Genomic DNA, 23,800 nt, shown 5'->3' on the forward strand with positions numbered 1-23,800 from the left:
GCCTGCGCGGTGCTGGCTGCTGGCTAAACCGACCGGTAGAAAGCCACAACCCGGCCAGGGCCGGGTTGTGGTGAGGCGGTGCTTCAGCCGCGGTGGCGGCCGCGGAAGAACTCGATCAGACCCTGGGTCGAGGCATCCTCGGCTGGCTTCTCCTCGCTACCGACCAGGCGTGAATAGACGCTCTTGCCCAGCTCCTTGCCCAGTTCGACGCCCCACTGATCGAAGGCGTTGATGCCCCAGATCGCACTCTGGGCGAACACCTTGTGCTCATACATCGCCACCAGGGCGCCGAGGCGGCGCGGGCTGATGCGTTCGAGCACCAGGGTGTTGCTCGGCCGGTTACCGGGGATGACCTTGTGTGGTGCCAGGCGCTGCACTTCGGCTTCGCTCAGGCCCTGGCCGCGCAGTTCGCTCTCGGCTTCTTCGCGGGTCTTGCCGAGCATCAGCGCCTGGCTCTGCGACAGGCAGTTGGCGTACAGCCACTGGTGGTGGTCGGCAACCGGGTTGTAGCTGACCACTGGGACGATGAAGTCCGCCGGAATCAATTGGGTGCCCTGGTGCAGCAACTGGTGATAGGCATGCTGGCCGTTGCAGCCGACCCCGCCCCAGATGACCGGGCCGGTGGCGCAGGCTACCGGTTGGCCGTCCTGCAGCACGCTCTTGCCGTTGGACTCCATGTCCAGTTGCTGCAGGTGTTTGGTGATATTGCGCAGGTAATGGTCGTACGGCAGGATCGCCTGGCTCTGCGCGCCCCAGAAGTTGCCGTACCAGATGCCCAGCAGGGCCAGCAGCACCGGCATGTTGCTCTCGAAGGGCGCGGTCAGGAAGTGCTGATCCATGCTGTAGGCACCGGACAGCAGTTCCTTGAAGTTGGACATGCCGATCGACATGGCGATCGGCAGGCCAATGGCCGACCACAGCGAATAACGCCCGCCGACCCAGTCCCACATCGGGAACACGTTCTCTTCGTGGATGCCGAAGGCCACCGCCGCCTGGGTGTTGCTCGATACTGCAATAAAGTGTCGATACAGCTCGGCCTCGGAGCCCCCCTGGGCCAGGTACCAGCTGCGTGCGGCCTGGGCGTTTTTCAGGGTTTCCAGGGTGCTGAAGGATTTCGACGAGACGATGAACAGGGTGGTTTCGGCGCGCAGCTTGGCGGCCAGTTCGTGGAACGAGCTGCCGTCGATATTGGCCAGGTAGTGGCAGCGCACACCGCGCTGGGCGAATGGCAGTAGGGCCTCGGAGACCAGTTGCGGGCCGAGGAAGGAGCCGCCGATGCCGATGTTGACCACGTCGGTGATCGGCTTCTCACTGTAGCCACGCCACAGCCCATCGTGCACCCGCCCGACCAGTTCGGTCATCTGGTGCAGTACACGCTGCACCTCGGGCATCACGTCGGCGCCATCGACCAGCACCTTGTCGCCGATCGGTCGGCGCAGCGCGGTGTGCAAGGCCGGACGTGCTTCCGAGGCGTTGATCGGTTCACCGTCGAATTGCGCCCGAATGGCCTGCTCCAGCCCGCATTCCTTGGCCAGGCTGACCAACAGGTCGCGGGTTTCAAGGGTGATCAGGTTTTTCGAGTAGTCGAGAAACAGGCCGCAGCTACTCAGTGAGAGGTGCTCGAAACGCTGCGCGTCCATGTTGAACGCTTCGCGCATGCTGAAGCTCTGCAAGCTGGCTCGGTGTTGCTGGAGGGCCTTCCAGGTGGGCAGGGCGGTGACATCGAGGGGGTGCTGGTAGTACGCCATGTGCGGTGGCTTCCTTGTGCTTGAGCAATCTTGGGTGAAGCGCCGCCAGGGTAACGAAAAGGCTATGTCCCTATTGGCGGTTGCCGTAGCTGAATAGTCAAAATACGCCGTCTGTAGGGGCGGCGGGGCGGCGTGCCGCTGCAGTCCAGGTAATAGGTGACTGGGGCATGGCCAACAAAAAAGCCGAAAAGCCCGGCAAGGCCGGGCCTCAGTGTAACTGGCGTGAGCCGGGATAAGGCAAGCGGCAGCGCAATCGCGAAATCGCACTAGCGCGGTGGCTCGCCGTTGGTGAGTCAGGCTGCATGCTAACGCACGCGTCTGCGTCATCAACTCCGGCGCAGGCTCACGCGTGCGTCGAGCAAACCGTGGGGTCGAGGTCGAGCGTCAGGTTATCGATCAGGCGGGTGCTGCCGAGAAAGGCTGCGCTCAGAATCACCAGCTGGCGATCCGTGGCGGTTGCCGGGCGCAGGCTGTTCGCTTCGCGAATTTCCAGGTAGTCCGGGCGCAAGCCGGCGGTCAACTGTTGCTGGCGTGCCGCTGCGACCAGGCTGGCGAAGTCGTGCTCACCGGCGCCAAGCGCATTGGCGATCTGTTGCAGGCTGCGATACAGGGTTGGCGCGGCGGCGCGTTGTTCGGCGTTCAGGTAGCCATTGCGCGAGGATAGCGCCAGGCCATCTGCGGCCCGGGTGGTCGGTTCGCCGATAATCTGCACCGGCATATTCAGGTCACGCACCAGCGCGCGAATCACCGCCAGTTGCTGGAAGTCCTTCTGCCCGAAAATTGCCAGGTCAGGTTGCACCAGGTTGAACAGTTTGCTCACTACGGTGGAGACGCCGTCGAAATGGCCAGGGCGACTGGCGCCGCACAGCCCCTCGGAGACACCTTGCACGCTGACCCGGGTCTGGCTATCCATGCCGTTGGGGTACATCTCGTCCACATCCGGATTGAACAGCAGGTGACAGCCGGCAGTGAGGAGTTTTTCCTGGTCGGCGGCCAAGGTCCGCGGATAGCTGCTCAGGTCTTCGCTGGGGCCGAACTGCAAGGGATTGACGAAGATGCTGGCGACCACGAAGTCGGCACGCTGGACGGCTTTCTCGACCAGGGCAATATGCCCGGCGTGCAAGTTGCCCATGGTCGGGACGAAACCGATCTGTTTGCCTTCGGTGCGAGCCAGGGCAACCGCAGCACGCAGTTCGCGGATGGTCTTAACCGTGTTCATGCAGAGAATCCGTGTTCGCTAGCTGGGAAACTGCAGTCCTTGACTGCTTTGACGTAGGCACTGAGGGCGTCCTGGATGTTGCTCTGCCCGGCCATGAAGTTCTTCACGAATTTAGGCATGCGACCGCTCAAGGACAGACCAAGCATGTCGTGCAGGACTAGCACTTGGCCGTCGGTGGCGCCGCCGGCACCGATGCCAATGACCGGGATCTTCACCGCCTGGCTGATTTCCGCAGCCAGCTCGCTGGGTACGCATTCGAGCAGCAGCATGGCCGCGCCGGCTTGTTCCAGGGCCATGGCATCGGCGCGCATCTGCCGCGCCTGGGCTTCCTGGCGACCCTGAACTTTATAACCGCCGAGAATATTCACCGCTTGCGGGGTAAGGCCCAGGTGCGCGCAGACCGGCACGCCGCGCTCGGCCAGCAGGCGGATCGGCTCGGCCAGCCAGGCCGCGCCCTCGAGCTTGACCATGTGCGCGCCGGCTTGCATCAGTGTTGCGCAGTTGTGCAGCGCCTGCTCGGTGGTGGCATAGGCCATGAAGGGCAGGTCGACGAGGATCAGGGCGCCCTGGTTGCCGCGTTTCACGCTCGCGGTGTGGTAGGCCATGTCGGCGACATCGACCGGTAAGGTGCTGTCGTGACCTTGCAACACCATACCGAGGGAGTCGCCGACCAGCAGCACCTCGACCCCTGCCTGGCAGGCAGCCTGGGCGAAGGTGGCGTCATAGCAGGTCAGCATGGCGATTTTCGCGCCGCTCTGCTTGAGGCTTTGCAGGGTGGTCAGGGTAATGTCAGGCATAACAATCGTCCTCACTCAGGCGTTCGGCAAGCAGTCAGGCTGCTTCAAAGTGGCCTGCATTGGCCTCGGTTTGCACCGGTGCGGGGCAACGGGACGCCTATAGTCCTGATGGGGGGGCGCGAAGTCAATTGCAGGTGTTACCGATCTGTTACTGGCGTTACCGCCAACAGGCCCGCCTGGGGCTCGCTGCGGGGGTGATCGATTGCGGGGTCGCAAGCATCGGCCTGCGTTGGGTAAGACGATGTCTCTGTGCCATGCCCTGGTCCGGACAAGCGCAACGCAATCCGGGGTCGTCACTACCCCGGATAGCGCCAGTGTTTATCCGCGCGCCGAAACCGGCCAAGGCTGTGCACGGCGCAGCTTACTCGGGCAGGCGCTCGAGGCCTTCGAAGGGGCAGGCGGCGAGCAGGTCCGGCAAGGCACGGCCGTCGGGCAGGCGTAGGGCAGGGGCCAGCTCGGCCAGCGGATAGAGTACGAAGGCGCGGGCGTGCATGTGGTAATGCGGCACGCGCAGACGCGGCTCGTCCAGCATCAGGTCGCCGAATAGCAGGATATCCAGATCGAGGGTGCGCGGTCCCCAGCGTTCGGCTTTGCGCTCACGACCCTGATTCAGTTCGATGGCTTGCAGGGCGTCGAGCAGTTGCAGCGGAGTCAGTTCGGTGTCCAGCGCCGCCACGGCGTTGACATAGCGCGGCTGATTGGCCGGGCCGAGCGGGTCGCTGGCATAGAAGGAGGACGTGCCGACTAGCTGCGACTGCGGCAGTGCGGCCAGCGCCGTGAGGGCGCCGTGCAGTTGCGCGAGCGGCTCGGCAAGGTTGCTGCCGAGGCCGAGATACACCCGCTGCATTATTCGCTGGCAGTAGGCTTGGGCGCACCATCGGCGCCAGGCGCGCGTTTGCGCTTGCTGCCACTGCGCCGCCGTTTGCGCGGCGCATCGCCACTGGCTTCCTGGCTGAGGTCGCGAATCATGCCGCGTCTTTCACTGTCGCTGGCGTCCTGATAAACCGTCCACCACTCGCCGAGACCGCCGGTCTGCTCACCGGCGCTTTCGCGCAGCAGGAGGAAGTCGTAACCGGCACGAAAGCGCGGGTTTTCCAGCAGCAGGTCGGAGCGCTTGCCACTGCGTCGCGGCAGGCGTTCCTGCATATCCCAGATCTCGCGGATCGGCATGGTGAAACGCTTGGGGATGGCAATGCGTAGACACTGTTCGCTGATCAGCTCGTGCGCCGCTTCCTGCATCGCCGGGATCGGCGGCATACCTCGGTCCTGCAACTTGATTACGCGCGCCGGCAAGGCGGGCCAGAGCATGGCGGCGAAGAGGAAAGCCGGGGTTACGGTTTTCTTCTGCTGTATGCGCAGGTCGGTGCTGATCAAGGCGTTGCGAATCAGCTTGTCGGTATAGTCCGGGTCGGCCTTGAGCGCCGCGGCGCTGGCCGGGAACAGTTCGGCGAACAAGCCGTAGTCGACCAGCAGTTCGTAGGTGAACTCGGCGTAACCGGCGAGGAACAGCTTGAGCACTTCTTCGAACAGGCGCGCCGACGGAATTTCCCGCAGCATCGGCGCCAGCTTGTAGATCGGCGCGGCGCTGTGCTTCTCGATATCGAAGTCCAGCTTGGCGGCGAAGCGCACGGCCCGCAGCATGCGTACCGGGTCTTCCTGATAACGCTGGGTCGGGTCGCCAATCAGGCGGATCAGGTGGTTACGAATGTCGTGCGCGCCATTGGCGTAATCGAGAATGCGCTCGGTGGCCGGATCGTAATACAGCGCATTGATCGTGAAGTCGCGGCGCTGGGCGTCGTTCTCCAGGCTGCCGTAGACGTTGTCGCGCAGAATGCGTCCGCTTTCGTTGCGTGATGACAGGTTGCTGTTCTCTTCATCATCGCCTTCGGGGTGATTGGCGCGGAAGGTAGCGACTTCGATGATTTCGCGACCGAAGTGCACATGCACCAGCTTGAAGCGCCGACCGATTACGCGGGCATTGCGGAATTCGGCGCGTACCTGCTCGGGGGTGGCGCTGGTGGCCACATCGAAATCCTTGGGGTCGATGTCGAGCAGCAGGTCGCGCACGCAACCGCCAACCAGATAGGCCTGGTAGCCGGCGTGTTGCAGACGTTCGACCACGCTGGTGGCGTAACGGCTGATTTCCGCACGGTTGATCGGGTGCTGGCTACTGCTCAGCACTTCGGGGGTGCTGTGCGGGTGTTTGCCGCGGCGCAGGGGCGAGCGTAGAGACTTGAACAGCTTTTTCAGCATGGGATGCACTGTTTGACGAAATGACAGGCCAGGATAAACGCTGACCACTGGAATGGCGCGGATTCTAGCATTGAGTCGGGAGATGGTGTAGGAAGCAACGGGAGAGAGGTGCTTCGCACAAGCTACTGAGGGAGCCGAAGCTCCCCCCCAAGTAGGTGCGTGCTTTGTTTTTATTATTATGGCGGGCTTGTTGTTTTTGTTGAGTTGCCCGTTCCATCCAGTCAAAGACTGTCTGAAATCCTCCCAAGCCAGGAGTCAATAGCAAACGGATTGTTTTGAATGCTGACGCTGCCATGATCGTGTTGTGACCCAACCAGTACGGGATCTGCCTCGAGGCAGTTTTGTTGTTCTCTGTCTGGTTGTGGGGCAAGCCCCAACGGCAATTACTTTCCAAAAGAATCAGTTAGCTGCGCCTCCGCCGTGTTGTTTTTATTGTGCTGGAGTCGATACGTCTTGTTTTTATTATCTTGGGTAGCGCTTGTTATTGTTGTTGTCAAAGAGATAGAGCATGAGCCGTGCCAGTTTTTGTGAATCCTTTTAAAACAAGGGCTTAAGCTGATTCCTGGGTGGGCGTTCGGGATGGAAAGCCCTGCGCTCGTTACCATAAGACCCGGACTTTGTTACGAGGTGTTGACGCGGTAACAGCGAGGGGAACCTTGCGCTCGGCAATCTGTCACCTCGCCTCGGCCGGCGGGTCGTCGAAAAAAGTGGAGAACAGGTGTCGCTGCCACCTCTCTCGTACGGCTTGCAGTATGTGTCCATCCCCTCATGATTGGCTTCCGGGTCGGCGGGCCGTGGAGAGGGGCAGCAATGCGTCGTGGCACCAGGGACAGGGTTTTACAGGCTTTAGCTGTGCGAATCAGTCGGGCGCGAAGCCGGGCGACTGCAGGGGGCAGGAGATAGAGCTGAAAAGAGGGGGCCGCCAACTGCATGGATGCAGGCGGTAGGGTGAGGCGGGATGTTCGAACCGAGCATGTGGGTACTGCTCGGTTCGATGGGTTTACCCAAGATGGCTGGCCTGTCCAGTCATGCAGTGGCCTGCTAGCCGGTGGTCGCGCCGCTCTTGCGCCGTGGAATACCCAGGCGCTGGCGGCGTTCCCACAGGCATTTGCGGCTGATGCCGAGCTTGCGCGCCAGTTCGGTTTCGGTCATGTGATCCTGGTGCTCGAGGACGAAGTGCTGGAAATAGTCTTCCAGCGAAAGATCCTCGGTCGGTTCGTTGCTATTGCTGCCGGTCATTGCCGGCAGGCCGCTGAAGTCGTCCTCACCCAGGTCGTCCAGTTCGATGTCGATGCCCAGTAGCTCGGTCGAAATAGCCGTGCTTTCGCAGAGGATGACTGCGCGCTCGATGGCGTTCTCCAGTTCGCGCACGTTGCCTGGCCAGGCGTAATGACGGATTGCCTGTTCGGCATCCGGGGCGAAATGCAGGTCGTCGCGGTCCATGCGCGTGCATTGACGCTTGAGGAAGGCATTGGCGATTTCACTGACGTCGCTGCCACGCTCGCGCAGTGCCGGCAGTTTCAGGGCGATGACATGCAGGCGGTAATACAGGTCTTCACGGAATTGACCGACCTTGGACAGGCCTTTCAGGTCGCGGTGAGTCGCAGCAATCAGCCGCACATCGACTTTTTGCGACTGCACCGAGCCGACCCGGCGAATCTCGCCTTCCTGGAGCACGCGCAGCAAGCGGGCCTGGGCCTCCAGTGGCAGCTCACCGATCTCGTCGAGGAACAGGGTACCGCCATCAGCCGCTTCGACCAGGCCGGCGCGGCCGGCACTGGCGCCGGTGAAGGCGCCTTTCTCGTGGCCGAACAGTTCGGACTCGATCAGGCTTTCCGGGATGGCCGCGCAGTTCACCGAAATCAAGGGGGCCTTGGCGCGCTTGGACAGGTTGTGCAGGGCGCGCGCGACCAGTTCCTTGCCGGTGCCGGATTCGCCCTGGATCAGGACGTTGGAGCTGGTCGGCGCGACTTTGCGGATCTTGCTGTACATCTCCAGCATGGCCGGGCAAGAGCCGATGATGCCGATCTCGCCATTGCTGTTGTCGACGACTTTTTCGCTGCTGCGGCCAGTAGTGGCGCTGGCCGGTGTATTTGGCACCTGCCTGGCTTCCTGGCGATCGCGCAGGATGCGCGCTACGGCCTGGAGCATCTCGTCGTGGTCGAAGGGTTTGGCGATGTAGTCGACCGCGCCCATCTTCATCGAGTCGACGGCAGAACGCAGGCTGGCGTAGCTGGTCATGATCAGCACGGGCTTGCCTTGGGCGAGCTTGATCAGCTCGGTGCCGGGTGCGCCAGGCAGGCGCAGATCGCTGACGATCAGGTCGAAGCCGGGAATGCTGAAGCGTTCTTGCGCCTCCTGTACCGAGCCGGCTTCGCTGACCTGATACTGGTTGCGCTCGAGCAGGCGGCGCAGGGCAGAGCGGATAATGGTTTCGTCTTCGACGATCAAAATATGGGGCATTAATTCGGTCTCTCGACGGTCTCAGGTCGCTGGTTTAATTCGCTATGGACGTCGTTTCGACATGCCGCGGCAGCGTCACCCGGATACGGGTGCCGCGTTGGTGCTCGGGGTCGACCGGGCTGTCGATTATTATTTGGCCATAATGCTCTTCCACAATGGAATAGACCAGCGCGAGGCCAAGCCCCGTGCCTTTGCCTGGGTCTTTGGTGGTGAAGAAAGGTTCGAACAAACGGTCGATGATCGCCTTGGGAATGCCACTGCCTTCATCTTCCACGATAAGGTCGACGGCGTGTTCTGAGGCTTCAGTTCTGACTCGGATCGCGGCACCGGGAGGTGAGGCATCGCGGGCGTTGGATAGCAGGTTGATGAGCACCTGGGCGAGGCGCTGCGGGTCGCCGTCAACCCAGTGATCGGCGTCGCACAGATTGAAGAATTCCACTTCGACGCTGCGCCGATTGAGTGACAGCAGGCCGATGGCTTCCTGCGCCACCTGGGCCAGGCACACTGGTTCGTCGGCCTGTTGATGGCCGCCCGAATGGGCGAAGCTCATCAGCGACTGGAGGATGCGTGAGACCCGCTTGGTCTGCTCGAGGATCTGTCCGCTGATCTCGGTCAGCTCGCCGTCGCCTTCGCGCTCCTCGCGCAGATTTTGCGCCAGGCAGGCAATGCCGGTGATCGGGTTGCCGATCTCGTGAGCTACCCCGGCAGCCAGGCGGCCGATGCTGGCCAGGCGCTCGGAATGCACCAGCTTGTCTTCCAGGTACTGGGTTTCAGTGAGGTCTTCGACCAGCAGCACCAGGCCGCTGTTACCCGGCGTCAGCGGTTCGTCGATTGCCGCCTTGTGCAGGTTGAGCCAGCGGGTCTGGCCGTCCAGGCCCAGGCGCTGTTTGTGCAAGTGCTGGTCGGGCAGTTCGATGAAGTGCTGCAGCAGTTCTCGCCAGGGTTCGCCGAGTGCCGACAGGCGTGAGCCGACGATGCGGTGCGCCGGAATCTCGGTCAGCTCCTCCATGGCCTTGTTCCACATCAGGATCTCCTGATCCTTGGCCAGCGAGCAGACGCCCATCGGCAGCTCCTGCAGGGTCTGGCGGTGGTAGCGGCGCAACGCGTCGAGTTCCGCGGCCAGGCCGGTGAGGCGCGAATGGTAGTCTTCCAGGCGGTTCTCGATGAAGTGGATATCTTCGGTGACGAAGGTTTCGCTGCCGGATTTATAGGGCAGAAAGGTTTCGGCTATGTCCTGGGCCACGCTCGGCCCCATCAAGCCGGAGAGGTTGGCCTCGATGCGGTCGCGCAGGCGGCGCAGAGCATAGGGACGGCTTTCGTCGAAGGGCAGGTGCAGGTCGCGCAGGGCCTGCTCGACTTCACGCTGGGCGGTCTTGGCGCCGAGCGGTTTGGCCAGTTGGGCGGCAAACTCTTGTGGCGATTGGACCAGCAGTTCGCGCCGTTGCGGGCGCCGCACGTTATCCACAGCGCAGGCTTCGGCGGCGCTCTTCTCCTCGGGGCTGGCCTCGGTGAACAGTGAGACCAGGGTGAACACCAGCACGTTGGCCGCCAGCGAGGCGATGGCTGCCAGGTGCCAGCTGCTGTCGTCCAGCACATAGACCAGGTTGAATGCGGGGATGTAGAAGCCTTGCAGGTTGCCCAGCATCGGCAGCAGCATGCTGACTGTCCAGACGCTGATGCCTGCCAGCAGGCCGGCGATATAGCCGCGGCGGTTGGCCGTCGGCCAGTACAGTACTGAGAGCACGCCGGGGAGGAACTGCAGGGTGGCGACGAAGGCGACGATGCCCAGGTTGGCCAGGTTCTGCTCGGCACCCAGCAGCAGATAGAAGCCGTAACCGGCCATGATGATGGCGAAGATCAGCGCTCGCCGGGTCCACTTCAGCCAGCGGTAGATATTGCCCTCGGTGGGTGGCTGATAGAGCGGCAACACCACATGGTTGAGCACCATGCCGGACAGCGCCAGGGTGGTGACGATAATCAGGCCGCTGGACGCCGACAGGCCGCCGACATAGGCGATCAACGCCAGGGTCTGGCTGTTGACCGCGATGCCCAGGCCGAGGGTGAAATATTCCGGGTTGGTGGTGACGCCAAGCTTGAGGCCCGCCCAGAGAATCAAGGGCACCGCCAGGCTCATCAGCAGCAGGAACAACGGCAGGCCCCAGCTGGCGCTGACCATCGCCCGCGGGTTGAGATTTTCGGTAAAGGTCATGTGGTACATGTGCGGCATGACGATGGCCGAAGCGAAGAACACCAGCAGCAAGGTGCGCCAGGGGCCTTCCTGCAGCGGCGTATGCAGGCTGGCCAGGGCGGCCTGGTTCTGCACCAGCCAGTGCTCCAGGTCCTGCGGCCCATCGAACACGCCATACAGCGCATAGATGCCGATGATGCTGACGGCGACCAGCTTGACCACCGACTCGAAGGCGATGGCAAACACCAGGCCTTCGTGTTTGCCGCGGGTGGCGATATGGCGGGCGCCGAACAGGATGGTGAACAGGATGATCAGTCCGCAGTAGGCCAGCGCCACCCGTTCCTTGACCGGCTCGCGGGTGAGGATGCCGATCGAGTCGGCCACCGCCTGGAACTGTAGAGCCAGCAAGGGCAGCACGCCGATCAGCATGAACACGGTGGTCAGGGCGCCGGCCCAGGTGCTGCGAAAGCGGAAGGCGAACAGGTCGGCCAGCGACGAAAGCTGATACGTGCGGGTAATGCGCAGGATCGGATAGAGCAGCACCGGCGCCAGCAGAAAAGCCCCGGAAACCCCCAGGTAGCTGGCGAGAAAACCGTAGCCGTACTGATAGGCCAGGCCCACCGTTCCGTAGAAGGCCCAGGCGCTGGCATAGACGCCGAGCGAGAGGGTGTAGGTCAGCGGGTGGCGGATGATCCAGCGCGGGATTAGTCCGTGTTCGCTGGCCCAGGCGACGCCGAACAGCACCAGCAGGTAGGCGGCGCTGATCAGGATCAGCTGGCTAAGGCTAAAGCTCGTCAGCATCACGTTGGCTCTGCGAATAAAGATAAAGGGCGGTCATTAGGGTCTGTTGCCGTTTCGGCGCGAGCGGATCAGATGTCATCGGCATCGCGTTGACTCTGCAGGATAAAGGTCACCACGATGAGGATCAGCCAGAGCAAATAGGGCCGGTACCACGCCCCGTTGGGGTCGATCCACCAGTCCATGATCGCCGGGGAGAACAGGTAGATCCCCACTACCAGGATCAGAACCAATCGATAGATATACATGCAGCATCTCTTTTCGTGAGTGGCGCGATGGTAACGGATGCGCGCCGGCCTGCGTAGGCCGAGGCCACTTGCCGGATCAAAATGGCAGCGTGCATCCGGCCAAATGATCAGGGTAGTCGGGGGGCATCCCCTGCTTGCACTGATGAACCGCTGGAGTAATATCGGGTCCACTGCAGTGGCAGGCGCCTGCGAGAGTCCTCGCTACGCTTTATCCACACCGCTCATACCTGCCAAGGAAAGGCCCATATGTCACCCAAAGACCAGCAGCTCACCGAACTCCTCGCGCTCACCTCGCGCAGCCTCACCCACCTGACCGCCGCGATAACCTCCCTGTCCTTCGACCTGATGCGCAGCACCGATCCCGGTGTGCGCGGTGCCGGCTCGCGGATGATCGTCAGGCTGGAGGCGGTTAGCAAAGAGCTCGACCAGCAGTGGGCGCTGATCAGCGAGCTGACCGGGGTGGCGCAGCCAGCCCATGCCGATGCCGTCGTGGAAGTCCAGCTGTATTCGGCGCTCTAGTCGCCCTCAATCGGGTTCGCGCGCAACCCACTTGGGCGCGCCGCTCGGTTGCCAGCTACGTAACAGCTGCAGCAGTTCGTGCGGCGACTCGCCGAGTTGCAGCATGGCGCGGTGTGGGGCGCGCACGAAACCTTCGCTGACCAGGTGATCGAGAAAATCGCCGAGCTTGCTGTAGAAGCCGCCCACATCGAGCAGGCCAAGCGGCTTGCGGTGGTAGCCGAGCTGGCCCCAGGTCCACACCTCAAACAGTTCTTCCAGGGTGCCGAGCCCACCGGGCAGGGCGATAAAAGCGTCGCTGAGTTCGGCCATGCGGGCTTTGCGCGCATGCATGCCATCCACCACTTCCAGGCGGGTCAGGCCTTGATGGCCAATTTCGGCGCGTTCCAGGCTCTGCGGGATGATGCCGATGACTTCGCCGCCAGCGGCCATGGCCGCATCCGCAACCACCCCATCAGGCCAACCGCGCCGCCACCATAGATCAGGCGCAGGCCCTGTTCCGCGAGATGACGCCCGAGGTTTTCCGCCGCCTGGCGGTAGATCGGCTGGGCGCCGGGGCTGGCGCCACAGAACACGCAAATTGAACGCAAAGTCATGCTCGCTTCCTGACAGTGAAAGGGTTCACAGGTTAGCCAGTCTGCGGGCGTCTACCAAGCGATCAGGCTGCTTATTCGGCACTGCTGCCGCAGGCGCCACCGGCATAGGCGACGAGCAGGTTGTGGAGCAAATCATTGAGCGGCATGGATGTTCTCCTATTGTCTGGCGCTCAGGCTACAACTCTGGAGTCGTTCAGGCGGGTTGATTGTCTCGATGATGACGATAGCTTCAGGGGTCGCTGGGCAAGTGGATAAGTCTGCAGTCGAGTTCTCCACAGAGACTGTGGAGCGAGCTGTGGATAAGGTGGGTGTAGGCTTATGCAGGCTTAGTTGTGCGGCGGTTTGGACTGCTTGTATGTTTTTTGATCAGTCTGTTTTTTATTGATAAAACAGATGCTTGGCTGAGTTATTCAGAGGTTGGGGATAACCGCCGAAAGTTGTCCACGACTATTGTGGGTAGGCCTGTGGGTAACTCTGTATGCCTGGCTGAATGCCTTGCTAGTCGTGGCTTTGCGCGGGTTGATCAGCTTTTGATCAATGCGACGGAACGCCCAGCGAAGGCATGGCGAGGCGCTTCTGGTCAAGGAATAATCCAGTTATTTCAAGGGTTTGTCCGGGGTGTCAGGCGCTCTCCGAATAGTTATCCAGTGCAGCTGTGGAACGATCTGTGGATAAGCTGAGCGCGCTTGTGTCCAGGCCACACCGGACTAGGCGTGGCCGTAGCTGCTGGTTTTTTGCTCAATTGCAGCTTTGGTTACTGATCCAGCGCACCGAGCTGCGTCGAGCGACCGAGCAGTTGCAGGGCGCGGTCCGGGTAATCGGTGATCAGGCCGTGGGCGCCTTGCTCGAGCAGGCGGCGCATCGCCGGTTGTTCGTTGATGGTCCACAGTTGCACGTTCAGGCCACGCGCCTGGGCGGTGCGCAGCAGGCGTGGGCTGGCGATCTGCACGCCGCTATGGCGCTCGGGGATTTGCAGCACCTGGTAGGACGGCGACAGCAGGCTGCCCAGGCCCAGCCAGTTGAGCGCCAGCAACAGGCGTATCGAACCGGGGCCGGCGGAGGTGGCGACTTGCGGGCAGTGTTGGCGGAACGACTGCAGGCTGCGCTCATGGAAGCTGCCGACCAGCACCCGGTCCTGCTGGTCGTTAGCCACGATGGCTGTGCACAGTTGCGCAGCCATGCCGGCATCCGGGGCTTTGATTTCGATCACCTTGGGCATGCCTGGAAAGCGGTCGAGCACTTCGGCAAATGTGGGAATGGCAATGCCCTGGTCGCGGTAGGGATGGCTTGCGCCGCCATCGGCGCTCCAGCGGTATCCGGCGTCGAGTGCCTGCAGTTGCGCCACGCTGTGTGCAACGACGGCGCCTTGGCCGTTGGTCGTGCGCTCCAGGGTGCTGTCGTGAATCACCACCAGTTCGCCGTCGCTGGACAGCTGCAAGTCCATTTCCAGCATGTCCACGCCCAAGGCCCGGGCGCGCTCGAAGGCAAACAGGCTGTTTTCCGGCCACAGGCCCTTGCCGCCGCGATGGGCGATGACCAGCGGCTGATCAGCGAATGCCGCCAGCACTGCCGGTTGGGTCGCAGGCCGGCTGGTCAGCGCGAGCACCAGCACGACGATGGCGATCAACAGCAATGGGGCGAGCAGAAAACGAGCGAAGCGCAGCATAGGCATTTCCAACTGTTGGCGGCGAAGCTGACAACCGGACTATGCCAAAGCAATCGGCGCCGGGCGAGAGGTGAATGGCGCCAGGCGGCAGACCCTTGCAGCCAGGGCCATCCCGGCATGCGCCAAGGCTTATCCGGGGCCACGAGAGTTGGGTGGATGACGTCTCTGCATCCCCCGTCGCGATGGGTGGATGAATAAAGCGTCATCCACCCTTGTATCTCGACTGTCGCAGACCTTGCCCGTGAACATAGGATCAACGGGGAGACGGCCACAGCACCGGATGGATGCATCTACGGGGAATTGGCCAGCAGCCACACGCCGGTGACCGCCGAGGCGACGCCCGCCAGGCGCAGCAGCGGCGCCGCTACTTGCGGCAACAGGCGCAGCATGAGGTAGCCACTGGCGTGCAAGGCGGCGGTGGCGCTAACGAATCCGAGCGCGTAACGCCAGGGGCTGCTCAGTGCCGGTAGCTCCAGGCCATGGGCCACGCCGTGGCTTAGGGCGAACAGCGCGGTCAGGCCAAGCGCCAAGGCCATCGGCAGGCGCGCCGCGACCGCCACCAGCAGGCCGAAGGCCAGTACCGAGCCGGCGATGCCGGTTTCCAGCAGAGGACTCTGCATGCCGGCGAAGCCGAACAGACCGCCGAGCAGCATGCTGGTGACGAAGGTCAATGGCAGCGCCCAGCGCGCCGCGCCAGTTTGCTGCGCGGCCCAGAGGCCGACGGCGAGCATCGCCAGCACATGGTCGAGGCCCAATAGCGGGTGGGCCAGACCGGCCAGCAAGCCAGCATGCGCATGGCCGGTGTGGGCGAAAGCCGCGGCCGGGCTGAGGAGCAGGGCGAGGGCGAACAGCGATGTGCGCAGGGTCATGGGTGTCTCCTTACGGGGGAAGTGAGTCGGCTCAGGCGACGTTGAGCATGCCGTGGCGTTCGATGAAGGCGATGATCTGATCCAGGCCCTGGCCGATTTTCTGGTTGCTGAAGACGAAGGGCTTGTCGCCGCGCATCTTCAGGGTGTCGCGTTCCATCACCTCCAGCGAAGCGCCGACCAGGGGCGCCAGGTCGATCTTGTTGATCACCAGCAGGTCGGATTTACAGATGCCCGGGCCGCCCTTGCGCGGCAGCTTGTCGCCGGCCGAGACGTCGATCACGTAGATGGTCAGGTCGGACAATTCCGGGCTGAAGGTGGCCGACAGGTTGTCGCCGCCGGACTCGACGATGATCAGGTCGAGGCCGGGAAAGCGCCGGTTGAGTTGGTCGACCGCCTCCAGGTTGATCGAGGCGTCCTCGCGGATCGCCGTGTGCGGGCAGCCGCCGGTTTCCACGCCGATGATCCGCTCCGGCGCCAGGGCCTGGTTGCTCACCAGAAACTGGGCGTCTTCCTGGGTATAGATGTCGTTGGTCACCACGGCGAGGTTGTAGCGCTCGCGCAGGGCCAGGCACAGGGCCAGGGTCAGGGCGGTCTTGCCGGAGCCGACCGGGCCGCCGATGCCGATACGCAGGGGTTGGCTGTTCATCTGTGGGTTTCCTCGGTTACTGGGCGCGCGCCGGAAGCATTCCGGCCGTCGAGTTGCTGGGTCGGCGTGGGGGCAACGCCTGGTCCCATGGCCGTGACAAACCAATCGCGGGTATGGCCCGCACCTACGGTCGATGCTGGGATCATCAGGCTATGACCTGAACAGGCGGCTGTACTGACGCTCGTGCGCCATGCTCGCCAGGGTCAGGCCGAAGGCGGCGCTGCCCCACTGTTCGGGAGGTCGTTGGGTGGCCTGCCGCTGCGCCAGCTCGAGCAATGGCAACAGCTCAGAGGTCAGGCGTTGGGCGGCTTGCTGGCCGAGCGGCAGGGTTTTCATCAGCACCGCCAGTTGGTTCTCCAGCCAACCCCACAGCCAGGCAGCGAGGGCGTCTTGCGGGCTGATCTGCCAGGCGCGGGCGGCCAGCGCCCAGGCGACGCCCAGGCCGGGTTCATCCAGTTCGGCAAACAATTCGCGGGCAGCATGGTCCAGCTCGGGCAAGCCGCTCAGCAGTTGCTCGAGGGAATAGCCCATCTGCCGGCTTTCCTGGCGCAGTTCGCGGGTTTCGCGGCTGGCGCGCTGCTGGGCGGCGAGGTTTTGCAGGGTCGCCCAATCATCGGTGACAGCAGCCTCGCAGTGGGCCAGCAGCAGCGGCGCGTCGAAGCGCGCCAGGTTGAGCAGGAGTTGATCGGCGATCCAGCCTTTGGCGCTCTCGGCGTTAGCCACCTGGCCTTGCTCGACCGCCATTTCCAGGGCTTGCGAGTAGCTGTAGCCGCCAATTGGTAATTGCGGGCTGGCCAGTCTGAGTAGCGCCCAGGCCTTATTCACCGGGACACACCGAGCCGAAGGAGGCACGCTGAGCGGTAACTGGCAGGCAATTCGGTAATAGCGGGCTGGCCAGCCTGAATGAAACCCAGGCCCGGTTCACTTGCGTACCCCGAACTGATGCAGGCGCGGCGCGTAGCTGAACTCGGCCTCGCCGGCATGGGAGTGGTGATGACCGCCGCCGTAGGCGCCGTGTTCAGGTTGATAGGGCGCCTCGATCAGCGTGACCTTGGCGCCGAGTTGTTCGAGCATGGCTTTGAGCACGTAGTCATCGGGCAGGCGCAACCAGCCGTCGCCCAGTTGCAGGGCCACGTGGCGGTTACCCAGGTGATAGGCGGCGCGGGTCAGTTCGAAGGCGTTGGCGCAGGTGACGTGTAAAAGCGCTTCGGCGCGGGCGCGCACGCGGACCACGCGGCCGTCTTCGGCCCTCAGGCATTCGCCGTCGTGCAAGGGCGGCTGGCCGCGTTCGAGGAACAGGCCGACCTCTTCGCCACTGCGGCTGAAGCAGCGCAGGCGGCTTTTGCTGCGAGCCTCGAAGCTCAATTCCAGTTCGGCGTCGCAGTGGTCCTGGGCGGGGATGCGTCGGTGGATCACCAGCATGGGTCAGTTTCCGGCAGTTCAATGCCAGGAGCAGAGCAAGGGGCTTGCCAACCTGCACTAATGTCGAGAGGTACGGGCCTGGGGCGAAGAGGGTGACAACAATGAGGCGTGGCTCGGGTTTATTTGGTGCGCCGAGGTTTCTGATGCACCGTTTGGGTGCTCATGGTGTGCCGACTGCACGCTGCACACAGTTGGCGTCCGCGAAAACAACCACGCCTAGCGCCTGGCTCAGCTGCATCGAGCAGAACCGGCAGTGAGGCAAGCACAGTGTCGCCACAGCCCCACTGGTTGCACTGCGCCGCGCGGCTTGGGGGCGGTGTTGCTGGCTTGTCCGCCTCAATAACCACCGCCACGGTCGAAGACCGGCGCACGAGCGCGTGCGCGTTGGTTTTTCTCCATCAGCTGACAACTCATAAAGTCTTTGCCATCGACGCGGTCCGCCGAGTTGAAACTGACGTAATAGGCCTGCTGCTGACCTTCCTTATGGAGAATGTAGTTATTGCAGGTGCCGGGGTTGAGCGTGCGCGGCTTCTCGCTGGACGGGGGGCCGGCGATTTCCAGGACGTGCTGTTTGTGCATGTCTAGAGCCACTTTCTGTACCAATGGCTCGTCACGAAAGGTCAGGTAGTCGCTCGGGTTCTCTGCCTGGCCGGCACACCCGGCCAGCGCCGCCAGCACACCGGCAACTCTCAGGGTTCGCATGTACATGGTGTCTTCCCTTGTGGCGAGCCTGTCCGGGCTACAGCTTATTGGAACCGCAAAAGCCGGTAGGCAGTGTCCGCCACGCGCATGGGGTGAGTCGTATTGCGGCGGGTGCGCGCATACACTGGCGCCCTCACAAACACGTCCCAGCGGGCGACGTTTGCACTTTCGTTGCGTGGTTCAGGAGCCTCTCCATTGATGGTAGTTGTTCAGGCGATTCTGCCGATCTTTGCGTTGGTGCTGCTGGGCTACCTGCTCGGCTGGCGCCAATGGCTGAGCGCCGAATCGGCGGCCGGGTTGGCCAATATAACCTTCAAACTGTTTATGCCGACGCTGCTGTTCGCCGGCATTGCCAAGGCCTCCCTGGGCGACGGTCTGTCGCCGATGTTGCTCTTGGCCTATTACCTGCCGGTGCTGCTGGTGTTCGGCCTGGTCAATCTGCTTGCCCACAGGCAGCGCGGCACGGCTACGCCGCTGGGCCTGACTGCCGCCTTTTCCAATAACGTGCTGGTGGGCATTCCCCTGGTCACCAGCCTGATGGGGCCGGAGGGATTGGTCTATGTCTTCGCCATCCTGGTGTTCCATAGCCTCACGCTGTTTTCCCTGCACAGCTTCTACGCAACGTTCGGTGGGCAAGAGCGGGTCAATGGCTGGGCGCTGCTGAAGAATCTGGCCAATCCGATGATCATCGGCTTGTTGCTGGGCGCGCTGCTCAATGTGTCCGGCTTGCGGGTGCCGGAGCCATTGTGGCGGGTTGTTGAGTGGCTGGCCCAAGCGGCGCTGCCCTGCGCCCTGATCGTGCTGGGCGCCAGCCTGTCGCGCTATCGCCTGCGCCCTAGTCGCACGGTACTGGGGCTGGCGTCGGCCAAGCTGCTGCTGTTCCCGGCCATGGTCTGGTGGTTGAGTGGCCAGTTGCCCGGGCTGAACGAGGCGGCGCGTACCGTGCTGGTGCTGCTGGCGGCGTGTCCCAGCGGGGTCAATATCCTGGCCTTCGCCAAAACCCCGGAAGACGCCCGCAACGTCAGTTCGGCGGTCTTCCTCTCTACCGTGCTGGCGGCGCTGACGCTGCCGTTGTGGATGCTCACGCTACTCTGAGCCGCGTGACTCAGCCATTGCGTCGCTGCTCCAGCAGGTGCTCGGCAGCGCCTGCGGCGACATGACGATCCTGCGGCAGGGTTTTTTGCTGACTGTCCCTCGCTTCACCGAGCAATGGCATCGGGCTCTGGCTTGGCAGCGCCGCCGCATTGCCGGCGAACAGACCCAGCAGCAGGCTGATGACGATGGTACGTTGCATGATTGGCTCCTACAGATGGCGATCAATGGCTATGGGAGCCAATACTAGGGAACTGGCTGCGAATAAGAAGTTAAGCGGTCTGATAGTGTCCATCGATCTTGGTGATTATGGCGCCGCCGCTGCACCAGCCATGTTTGCGCCGACTTCGGGTTATGGTGGCCGCACGTTGCGCACCTACCGGCGTTGCTGCCAGCGGCGCCGATCCATAGGTTTCAAACAGGGATGATCAGTTATGTCGACTACCGCTGCGCCTCGTTACCCCCTGGTGTTGGTTCCGGGCTTGCTCGGCTTCATCCGTTTGCTCGGTTATTCCTACTGGTACGGCATCATCACGGCACTACGCCGCCAGGGCGCCAGGGTCTTCCCGGTGTTGGTGTCCGCGGTGCACTCCAGCGAGGTGCGTGGCGAGCAACTGCTCGAACGCATCGCCCAGATCCTCAAGGAAACCGGCGCCGCCAAGGTGCACCTGATCGGGCATAGCCAGGGCGCGCTGACTGCGCGCTACGCCGCCGCACTGAAGCCCGAGTGGGTGGCTTCGGTGACCTCGGTCGCCGGCCCCAATTATGGCTCGGAGTTGGCCGATTTTCTCCAGCGCAAGGCGGCCCATGGCAGCTGGCGCGAGCGGTTATTGGCCGCCGTGCTGCGCGGCGTGGCTCGTTGCATGGCCTGGCTGGAGACCGGCTACAAAGGCCCGCGCCTGCCCGTCGATGTCGCCGCCGCCCAGCAGTCGCTGACCACCGAGGGCGTCGCCGCGTTCAATCGGCAATTCCCCCAAGGCCTGCCAGATACCTGGGGCGGCGAGGGTGCTGCCGAGGTCAATGGCGTGCGCTATTACTCCTGGTCCGGCACCTTGCAACCCGGCATCACCGATCGTGGCGGCAACCGCTTCGACGGGCCCAACCGTGCCTGCCGAATATTCGCCCGCACCTTTCGCCGCGAAGCTGGGCATTGCGACGGCATGGTCGGGCGCTACAGTTCGCACCTGGGCACGGTGATCGGCGATGACTTTCCGCTCGATCACTTCGACATCGTCAACCAGACCTTCGGCCTGGTCGGCAAGGGCGCCGATCCGGTTGGGTTGTTCGTGGCGCATGCCCGGCGCCTGCACGACGCCGGGTTGTAAGGGCGCACGGCGCCTGGCCGCGCCAGCGTAAGCCGGGCTGCCAGGCTCCGGCTGCTGGCAGATTGCCCGCTTCAGGTTGGCTTTATCGAATGTTCAACTAGAGTTTCGGAATAGCCAATCTTTTGTGGGACTGTGGCATGCCTAAGGCCATACGGGTGTTCGTGCGAGCGGTAGACGCGATGAATCGGGTCATCGGTCGCTTCGCCATGTACCTGATCTTCGTCATGCTGGCGGTGCTGCTGTACTCCTCGGTCAGCAAGACCTTCGCCGATCCGGCGATCTGGACCCTGGAAGCCGCGCAGTTCCTGATGGTCGCCTACTTCCTCCTGGGCGGCGGCTACTCCATGCAGCTCGATGCCCATGTGCGCATGGACCTGTTCTATAGCCGCTGGTCGCCGCGCACCGCCGCGCTGATGGATGCCATCACCATCGGTTTCCTGATTTTCTATCTGGTGTTCCTGCTCTATGGCGGGGTCTCCTCGACGCTGTATGCCCTTCAGTATGGCGAAACCAGCTACTCGGCCTGGTCGCCGTATATGGCACCGATCAAGATCATCATGACCTTCGGTGTGGCACTGATGCTGCTGCAGTCGATTGCGACCTTCTTCAGGGATCTCGCCGCAGCCCGCGGGGAGACTCTTTAATGAGTTACGAACTCATCGCGCTGTTGATGTTCTCCACGATGATGTTGCTGCTGCTCACCGGCAAGCGGGTGTTCGGTGCCATTGGCTTCGTCGCGGTAGCCGCCGCCCTGCTGCTGTGGGGCGACGGTGGTGCAGAAGTGGCCTTCAGCGCCGCGATGAAGTTGATGAAGTGGTACCCACTGCTGACCCTGCCGATGTTCGTGTTCATGGGTTACATGCTCTCCGAGTCCGGACTGGCCGATGACCTCTACCGCATGTTCCATGTCTGGATGGGACCGTTGCACGGTGGCCTGGCCATCGGCACCATCGCCCTGATGGTGGCGATCTCGGCGATGAACGGGCTGAGTGTGGCCGGCATGGCCATCGGCGCCAGCATCGCCTTGCCTGAGCTGCTGCGCCGCGGTTACGACAAGATCATGGTCACCGGGGTGATCCAGGCTGGCAGTTCGCTGGGCATCCTCATTCCGCCCAGCGTGGTGCTGGTGCTGTACGGCATGATCGCCCGTCAGCCGGTGGGCCAACTGTGGCTGGCCGGGGTCTTTCCCGGGCTGATGATGGCGAGCATGTTCGTGCTGTATATCGTCATCCGTTGCCGTCTGAACCCGGCGTTGGGGCCCGCCCTGCCCGAAGAGGAGCGCCAGGCGATCAGCTGGGGCGAGAAACTGCGGCTGCTCAAAGCCGGTATCGCACCGCTGTTTATCTTCTTCTCGATGACCGGCCTGTTCCTGATGGGCGTCACCAGTCTGGTCGAGAGCTCGGCGGTGGGCGCGGCGGCGGCGACCCTGGCCGCCCTGGTCAAGCGCAGGCTGACCGCCCAGGTGATGGAGGAAACCCTGCGCAAGACGCTCGGCATCACCTGCATGTTCATGTGGATCATCCTCGCCGCCTTGTGCTTCGGCGCGGTATTCGATGGTCTCGGCGCAGTGAAAGCCATCGAGGGGTTCTTTATCGATCGTCTGGACCTGGGACCGTGGCAGGTGCTGATCATGATGCAGCTGTCGTTCATCATCATGGGCATGTTCCTCGACGACACCGCCATGCTGGTGATCGTCGCGCCACTCTATGTGCCGCTGGTCGGCGCTTTGGGCTTCGACCTGATCTGGTACGGCGTGCTCTACACCATCACCTGCCAGATCGCCTACATGACCCCGCCCTTTGGCTACAACCTGTTCCTCATGCGCGCCATGGCGCCGCCGGAAGTGACGCTGAAGGACATCTACGTGTCGGTCACGCCCTTCGTGCTGGTGATGGTCCTGGCGTTGGTGCTGGTGATGGTGTTTCCGCAGCTGGCGCTGTGGCTGCCGCAGTGGCACTACGCACGTTGAACCCACGAATTCAGGAACGGCAGTAAATAACGATCGGATTGTTGCGGCACACCACAACTGTACAGCCACCCATGAGGATCAAGTTGCCCACCTGAAACGCTGCACCGACCTTGCCGGGTCGCAGTGGTGCTATGCGGATGTATGACATCTGAATCGACACTATTGGAGATAACCGCATGAGTACGAGACGTAGTTTCCTCAAGACCGCCGCGGTCACCACTGGCGCGGCGGGGGCCACCGCTCTGGGGTCGGCGCACATCTATGCCGAGGAGCCGAAGAAGATCACCTGGCGCCTGCAAACCTATGCCGGACCGGCCCTCGGCGAGCATGTGATCAAACCGTCCATCGATGCCTTCAACAAGGCGGCCAACGGCCAGATGGAGATCCAGCTCTACTACGCCGACCAACTGGTGCCCACCGGCGAACTGTTTCGCGCCATGCAGCGCGGCACCATCGATGCGGTGCAGAGCGACGACGACTCGATCGCCGCGCCGGTGGACGTTTCGGTATTCGGTGGCTACTTTCCGTTCGCCACCCGCTACAGCCTGGACGTGCCAGTGCTGTTCGAGAAGTACGGCCTGCGGCAGATCTGGGAGGAGGCCTACGGCGAGGTTGAGGGCGTCACCTGGCTCGGTGCCGGTGCCTGGGACCCGTGCCATTTCGCCACCGTCGAGCCGATCAGAAGCCTGGCCGACCTCAAGGGCAAGCGCATCTTTACCTTTCCCACCGCCGGCAAGTTTCTCGCCCGTTTCGGCGTGATACCGGTGACCCTGCCCTGGGAGGATGTCGAAGTGGCGGTGCAGACCGGCGAACTGGACGGCATCACCTGGTCGGGCATCACCGAGGACTACACCGTCGGCTGGGCCGACGTGACCAAGTACTTCCTCACCAACAACATCTCCGGGGCCTGGATCGGCTCCTATTTCGCCAACTCGGAGAAGTGGGCCGAAGTACCCGAGCATCTCCAGACCCTGTTCAAACTGTGCATGGACAGCTCCCATTACTACCGCCAGCACTGGTACTGGGGCGGCGAAGCGCAATTGCGGGTCGAGGGCGGCAAGCTTGAGCTGACCACCATTCCCGATGCCGAGTGGGCCACGGTCGAGGCCGAGGCGCAGAAGTTCTGGGACGAGATCGCCAAGACCAGCCCGCGTGCGGCCAAGGTCGTGGATATCTTCAAGAAGTACAACGCCCTGATGACCAAGGCCGGTCCGCCCTATCGCTACTGAGCCACAGGCCAATGCGCCCGCACCCCTGCCGACGAGGGTGCGGGCGTGCTGCGT

21 protein-coding genes and 1 pseudogene are annotated in these 23,800 nt (G+C 62.9%); 6 read left to right on the top strand and 16 right to left on the bottom strand.

The window, feature by feature from the left end:
• Nucleotides 1-83: 83 nt before the first annotated feature.
• The 8 genes from pgi to B2D37_RS23265 all read right to left on the bottom strand — a co-directional run bounded on the left by pgi (nucleotide 84) and on the right by B2D37_RS23265 (nucleotide 11,714).
• Nucleotides 84-1,748: a glucose-6-phosphate isomerase gene (pgi, locus tag B2D37_RS22605; protein WP_079204791.1), complete on the bottom strand. Its 1,665-nt coding sequence runs from the start codon at nucleotides 1,746-1,748 to the stop codon at nucleotides 84-86.
• A 343-nt stretch (nucleotides 1,749-2,091) separates the two neighbouring features.
• The gene (gene panC, locus B2D37_RS22610; protein ID WP_079204792.1) at nucleotides 2,092-2,967 is read right to left on the bottom strand and encodes a pantoate--beta-alanine ligase; all 876 of its coding nucleotides are present in this window, start codon (nucleotides 2,965-2,967) and stop codon (nucleotides 2,092-2,094) included.
• Nucleotides 2,964-3,764: a 3-methyl-2-oxobutanoate hydroxymethyltransferase gene (panB, locus tag B2D37_RS22615; protein ID WP_079204793.1), complete on the bottom strand. Its 801-nt coding sequence runs from the start codon at nucleotides 3,762-3,764 to the stop codon at nucleotides 2,964-2,966. Before panB ends, panC begins: the two co-directional genes overlap by 4 nt.
• Before the next feature lie 361 nt (nucleotides 3,765-4,125).
• Nucleotides 4,126-4,611: a 2-amino-4-hydroxy-6-hydroxymethyldihydropteridine diphosphokinase gene (gene folK / locus B2D37_RS22620; RefSeq protein WP_079204794.1), complete on the bottom strand. Its 486-nt coding sequence runs from the start codon at nucleotides 4,609-4,611 to the stop codon at nucleotides 4,126-4,128.
• Entirely contained in the window at nucleotides 4,611-6,017 is a 1,407-nt protein-coding gene (locus B2D37_RS22625; RefSeq protein ID WP_079204795.1) for a polynucleotide adenylyltransferase PcnB, read from the bottom strand. The genes folK and B2D37_RS22625 overlap by 1 nt, the downstream gene beginning before the upstream one ends.
• 1,041 nt (nucleotides 6,018-7,058) lie before the next feature.
• A complete protein-coding gene (locus tag B2D37_RS22630) occupies nucleotides 7,059-8,480 on the bottom strand; it encodes a sigma-54 dependent transcriptional regulator (protein WP_079204796.1) in 1,422 nt (473 codons plus the stop codon).
• A 34-nt stretch (nucleotides 8,481-8,514) separates the two neighbouring features.
• Nucleotides 8,515-11,469: a sensor histidine kinase gene (locus tag B2D37_RS22635; RefSeq protein WP_079204797.1), complete on the bottom strand. Its 2,955-nt coding sequence runs from the start codon at nucleotides 11,467-11,469 to the stop codon at nucleotides 8,515-8,517.
• A 68-nt stretch (nucleotides 11,470-11,537) separates the two neighbouring features.
• The gene (locus B2D37_RS23265; protein ID WP_154067144.1) at nucleotides 11,538-11,714 is read right to left on the bottom strand and encodes a hypothetical protein; all 177 of its coding nucleotides are present in this window, start codon (nucleotides 11,712-11,714) and stop codon (nucleotides 11,538-11,540) included.
• A gap of 246 nt (nucleotides 11,715-11,960) precedes the next feature.
• Between B2D37_RS23265 and B2D37_RS22640 the strand changes: the two genes are divergently transcribed.
• Nucleotides 11,961-12,233 carry a hypothetical protein gene (locus tag B2D37_RS22640; protein ID WP_079204798.1) on the top strand — a complete coding sequence of 91 codons (273 nt, stop codon included), beginning with the start codon at nucleotides 11,961-11,963 and terminating at the stop codon, nucleotides 12,231-12,233.
• Nucleotides 12,234-12,239: 6 nt separating this feature from the next.
• Here B2D37_RS22640 and B2D37_RS22645 read toward each other — a convergent pair.
• The 7 genes and pseudogenes from B2D37_RS22645 to osmE all read right to left on the bottom strand — a co-directional run bounded on the left by B2D37_RS22645 (nucleotide 12,240) and on the right by osmE (nucleotide 18,137).
• Nucleotides 12,240-12,826: pseudogene (locus tag B2D37_RS22645) on the bottom strand (TIGR00730 family Rossman fold protein).
• Between the two features lie 754 nt (nucleotides 12,827-13,580).
• Complete coding sequence (locus B2D37_RS22650) at nucleotides 13,581-14,492, bottom strand: glycerophosphodiester phosphodiesterase (protein ID WP_079204799.1); 912 nt, start codon at nucleotides 14,490-14,492, stop codon at nucleotides 13,581-13,583.
• A 290-nt stretch (nucleotides 14,493-14,782) separates the two neighbouring features.
• A complete protein-coding gene (locus B2D37_RS22655; RefSeq protein ID WP_079204800.1) occupies nucleotides 14,783-15,361 on the bottom strand; it encodes a HupE/UreJ family protein in 579 nt (192 codons plus the stop codon).
• A 31-nt stretch (nucleotides 15,362-15,392) separates the two neighbouring features.
• Nucleotides 15,393-16,007: an urease accessory protein UreG gene (gene ureG, locus B2D37_RS22660; protein ID WP_079204801.1), complete on the bottom strand. Its 615-nt coding sequence runs from the start codon at nucleotides 16,005-16,007 to the stop codon at nucleotides 15,393-15,395.
• A 150-nt stretch (nucleotides 16,008-16,157) separates the two neighbouring features.
• Complete coding sequence (locus tag B2D37_RS22665) at nucleotides 16,158-16,832, bottom strand: urease accessory protein UreF (RefSeq protein WP_079204802.1); 675 nt, start codon at nucleotides 16,830-16,832, stop codon at nucleotides 16,158-16,160.
• Nucleotides 16,833-16,928: 96 nt separating this feature from the next.
• Nucleotides 16,929-17,429, bottom strand: coding sequence for an urease accessory protein UreE (gene ureE / locus B2D37_RS22670; protein ID WP_079204803.1), 501 nt, complete (start codon nucleotides 17,427-17,429; stop codon nucleotides 16,929-16,931).
• 336 nt (nucleotides 17,430-17,765) lie between these two features.
• Complete coding sequence (osmE, locus tag B2D37_RS22675) at nucleotides 17,766-18,137, bottom strand: osmotically-inducible lipoprotein OsmE (RefSeq protein ID WP_079204804.1); 372 nt, start codon at nucleotides 18,135-18,137, stop codon at nucleotides 17,766-17,768.
• 192 nt (nucleotides 18,138-18,329) lie between these two features.
• Here osmE and B2D37_RS22680 point away from each other — a divergent pair, with 192 nt between their 5' ends.
• Nucleotides 18,330-19,226, top strand: coding sequence for an AEC family transporter (locus B2D37_RS22680; protein WP_079204805.1), 897 nt, complete (start codon nucleotides 18,330-18,332; stop codon nucleotides 19,224-19,226).
• Between the two features lie 10 nt (nucleotides 19,227-19,236).
• Here the strand turns inward: B2D37_RS22680 and B2D37_RS22685 are convergent, their stop codons facing one another.
• Nucleotides 19,237-19,425, bottom strand: a complete 189-nt coding sequence (locus B2D37_RS22685; RefSeq protein ID WP_079204806.1) for a hypothetical protein — start codon at nucleotides 19,423-19,425, stop codon at nucleotides 19,237-19,239.
• 232 nt (nucleotides 19,426-19,657) lie between these two features.
• Between B2D37_RS22685 and B2D37_RS22690 the strand changes: the two genes are divergently transcribed.
• The 4 genes from B2D37_RS22690 (at nucleotide 19,658) to B2D37_RS22705 (ending at nucleotide 23,746) form a co-directional block, all read left to right on the top strand.
• The gene (locus tag B2D37_RS22690) at nucleotides 19,658-20,548 is read left to right on the top strand and encodes a triacylglycerol lipase (RefSeq protein WP_079204807.1); all 891 of its coding nucleotides are present in this window, start codon (nucleotides 19,658-19,660) and stop codon (nucleotides 20,546-20,548) included.
• Nucleotides 20,549-20,685: 137 nt separating this feature from the next.
• Nucleotides 20,686-21,192 carry a TRAP transporter small permease subunit gene (locus B2D37_RS22695; RefSeq protein WP_079204808.1) on the top strand — a complete coding sequence of 169 codons (507 nt, stop codon included), beginning with the start codon at nucleotides 20,686-20,688 and terminating at the stop codon, nucleotides 21,190-21,192.
• The gene (locus tag B2D37_RS22700) at nucleotides 21,192-22,517 is read left to right on the top strand and encodes a TRAP transporter large permease subunit (protein WP_079204809.1); all 1,326 of its coding nucleotides are present in this window, start codon (nucleotides 21,192-21,194) and stop codon (nucleotides 22,515-22,517) included. The genes B2D37_RS22695 and B2D37_RS22700 overlap by 1 nt, the downstream gene beginning before the upstream one ends.
• 176 nt (nucleotides 22,518-22,693) lie before the next feature.
• On the top strand, nucleotides 22,694-23,746 hold the full coding sequence (locus B2D37_RS22705; RefSeq protein WP_079204810.1) for a TRAP transporter substrate-binding protein: 1,053 nt from the start codon (nucleotides 22,694-22,696) through the stop codon (nucleotides 23,744-23,746).
• Nucleotides 23,747-23,800: the final 54 nt, after the last annotated feature.

The organism is Pseudomonas sp. CC6-YY-74 (genome assembly GCF_002025205.1).
GTDB classification, from domain to species: domain Bacteria; phylum Pseudomonadota; class Gammaproteobacteria; order Pseudomonadales; family Pseudomonadaceae; genus Aquipseudomonas; species Aquipseudomonas paeninsulae.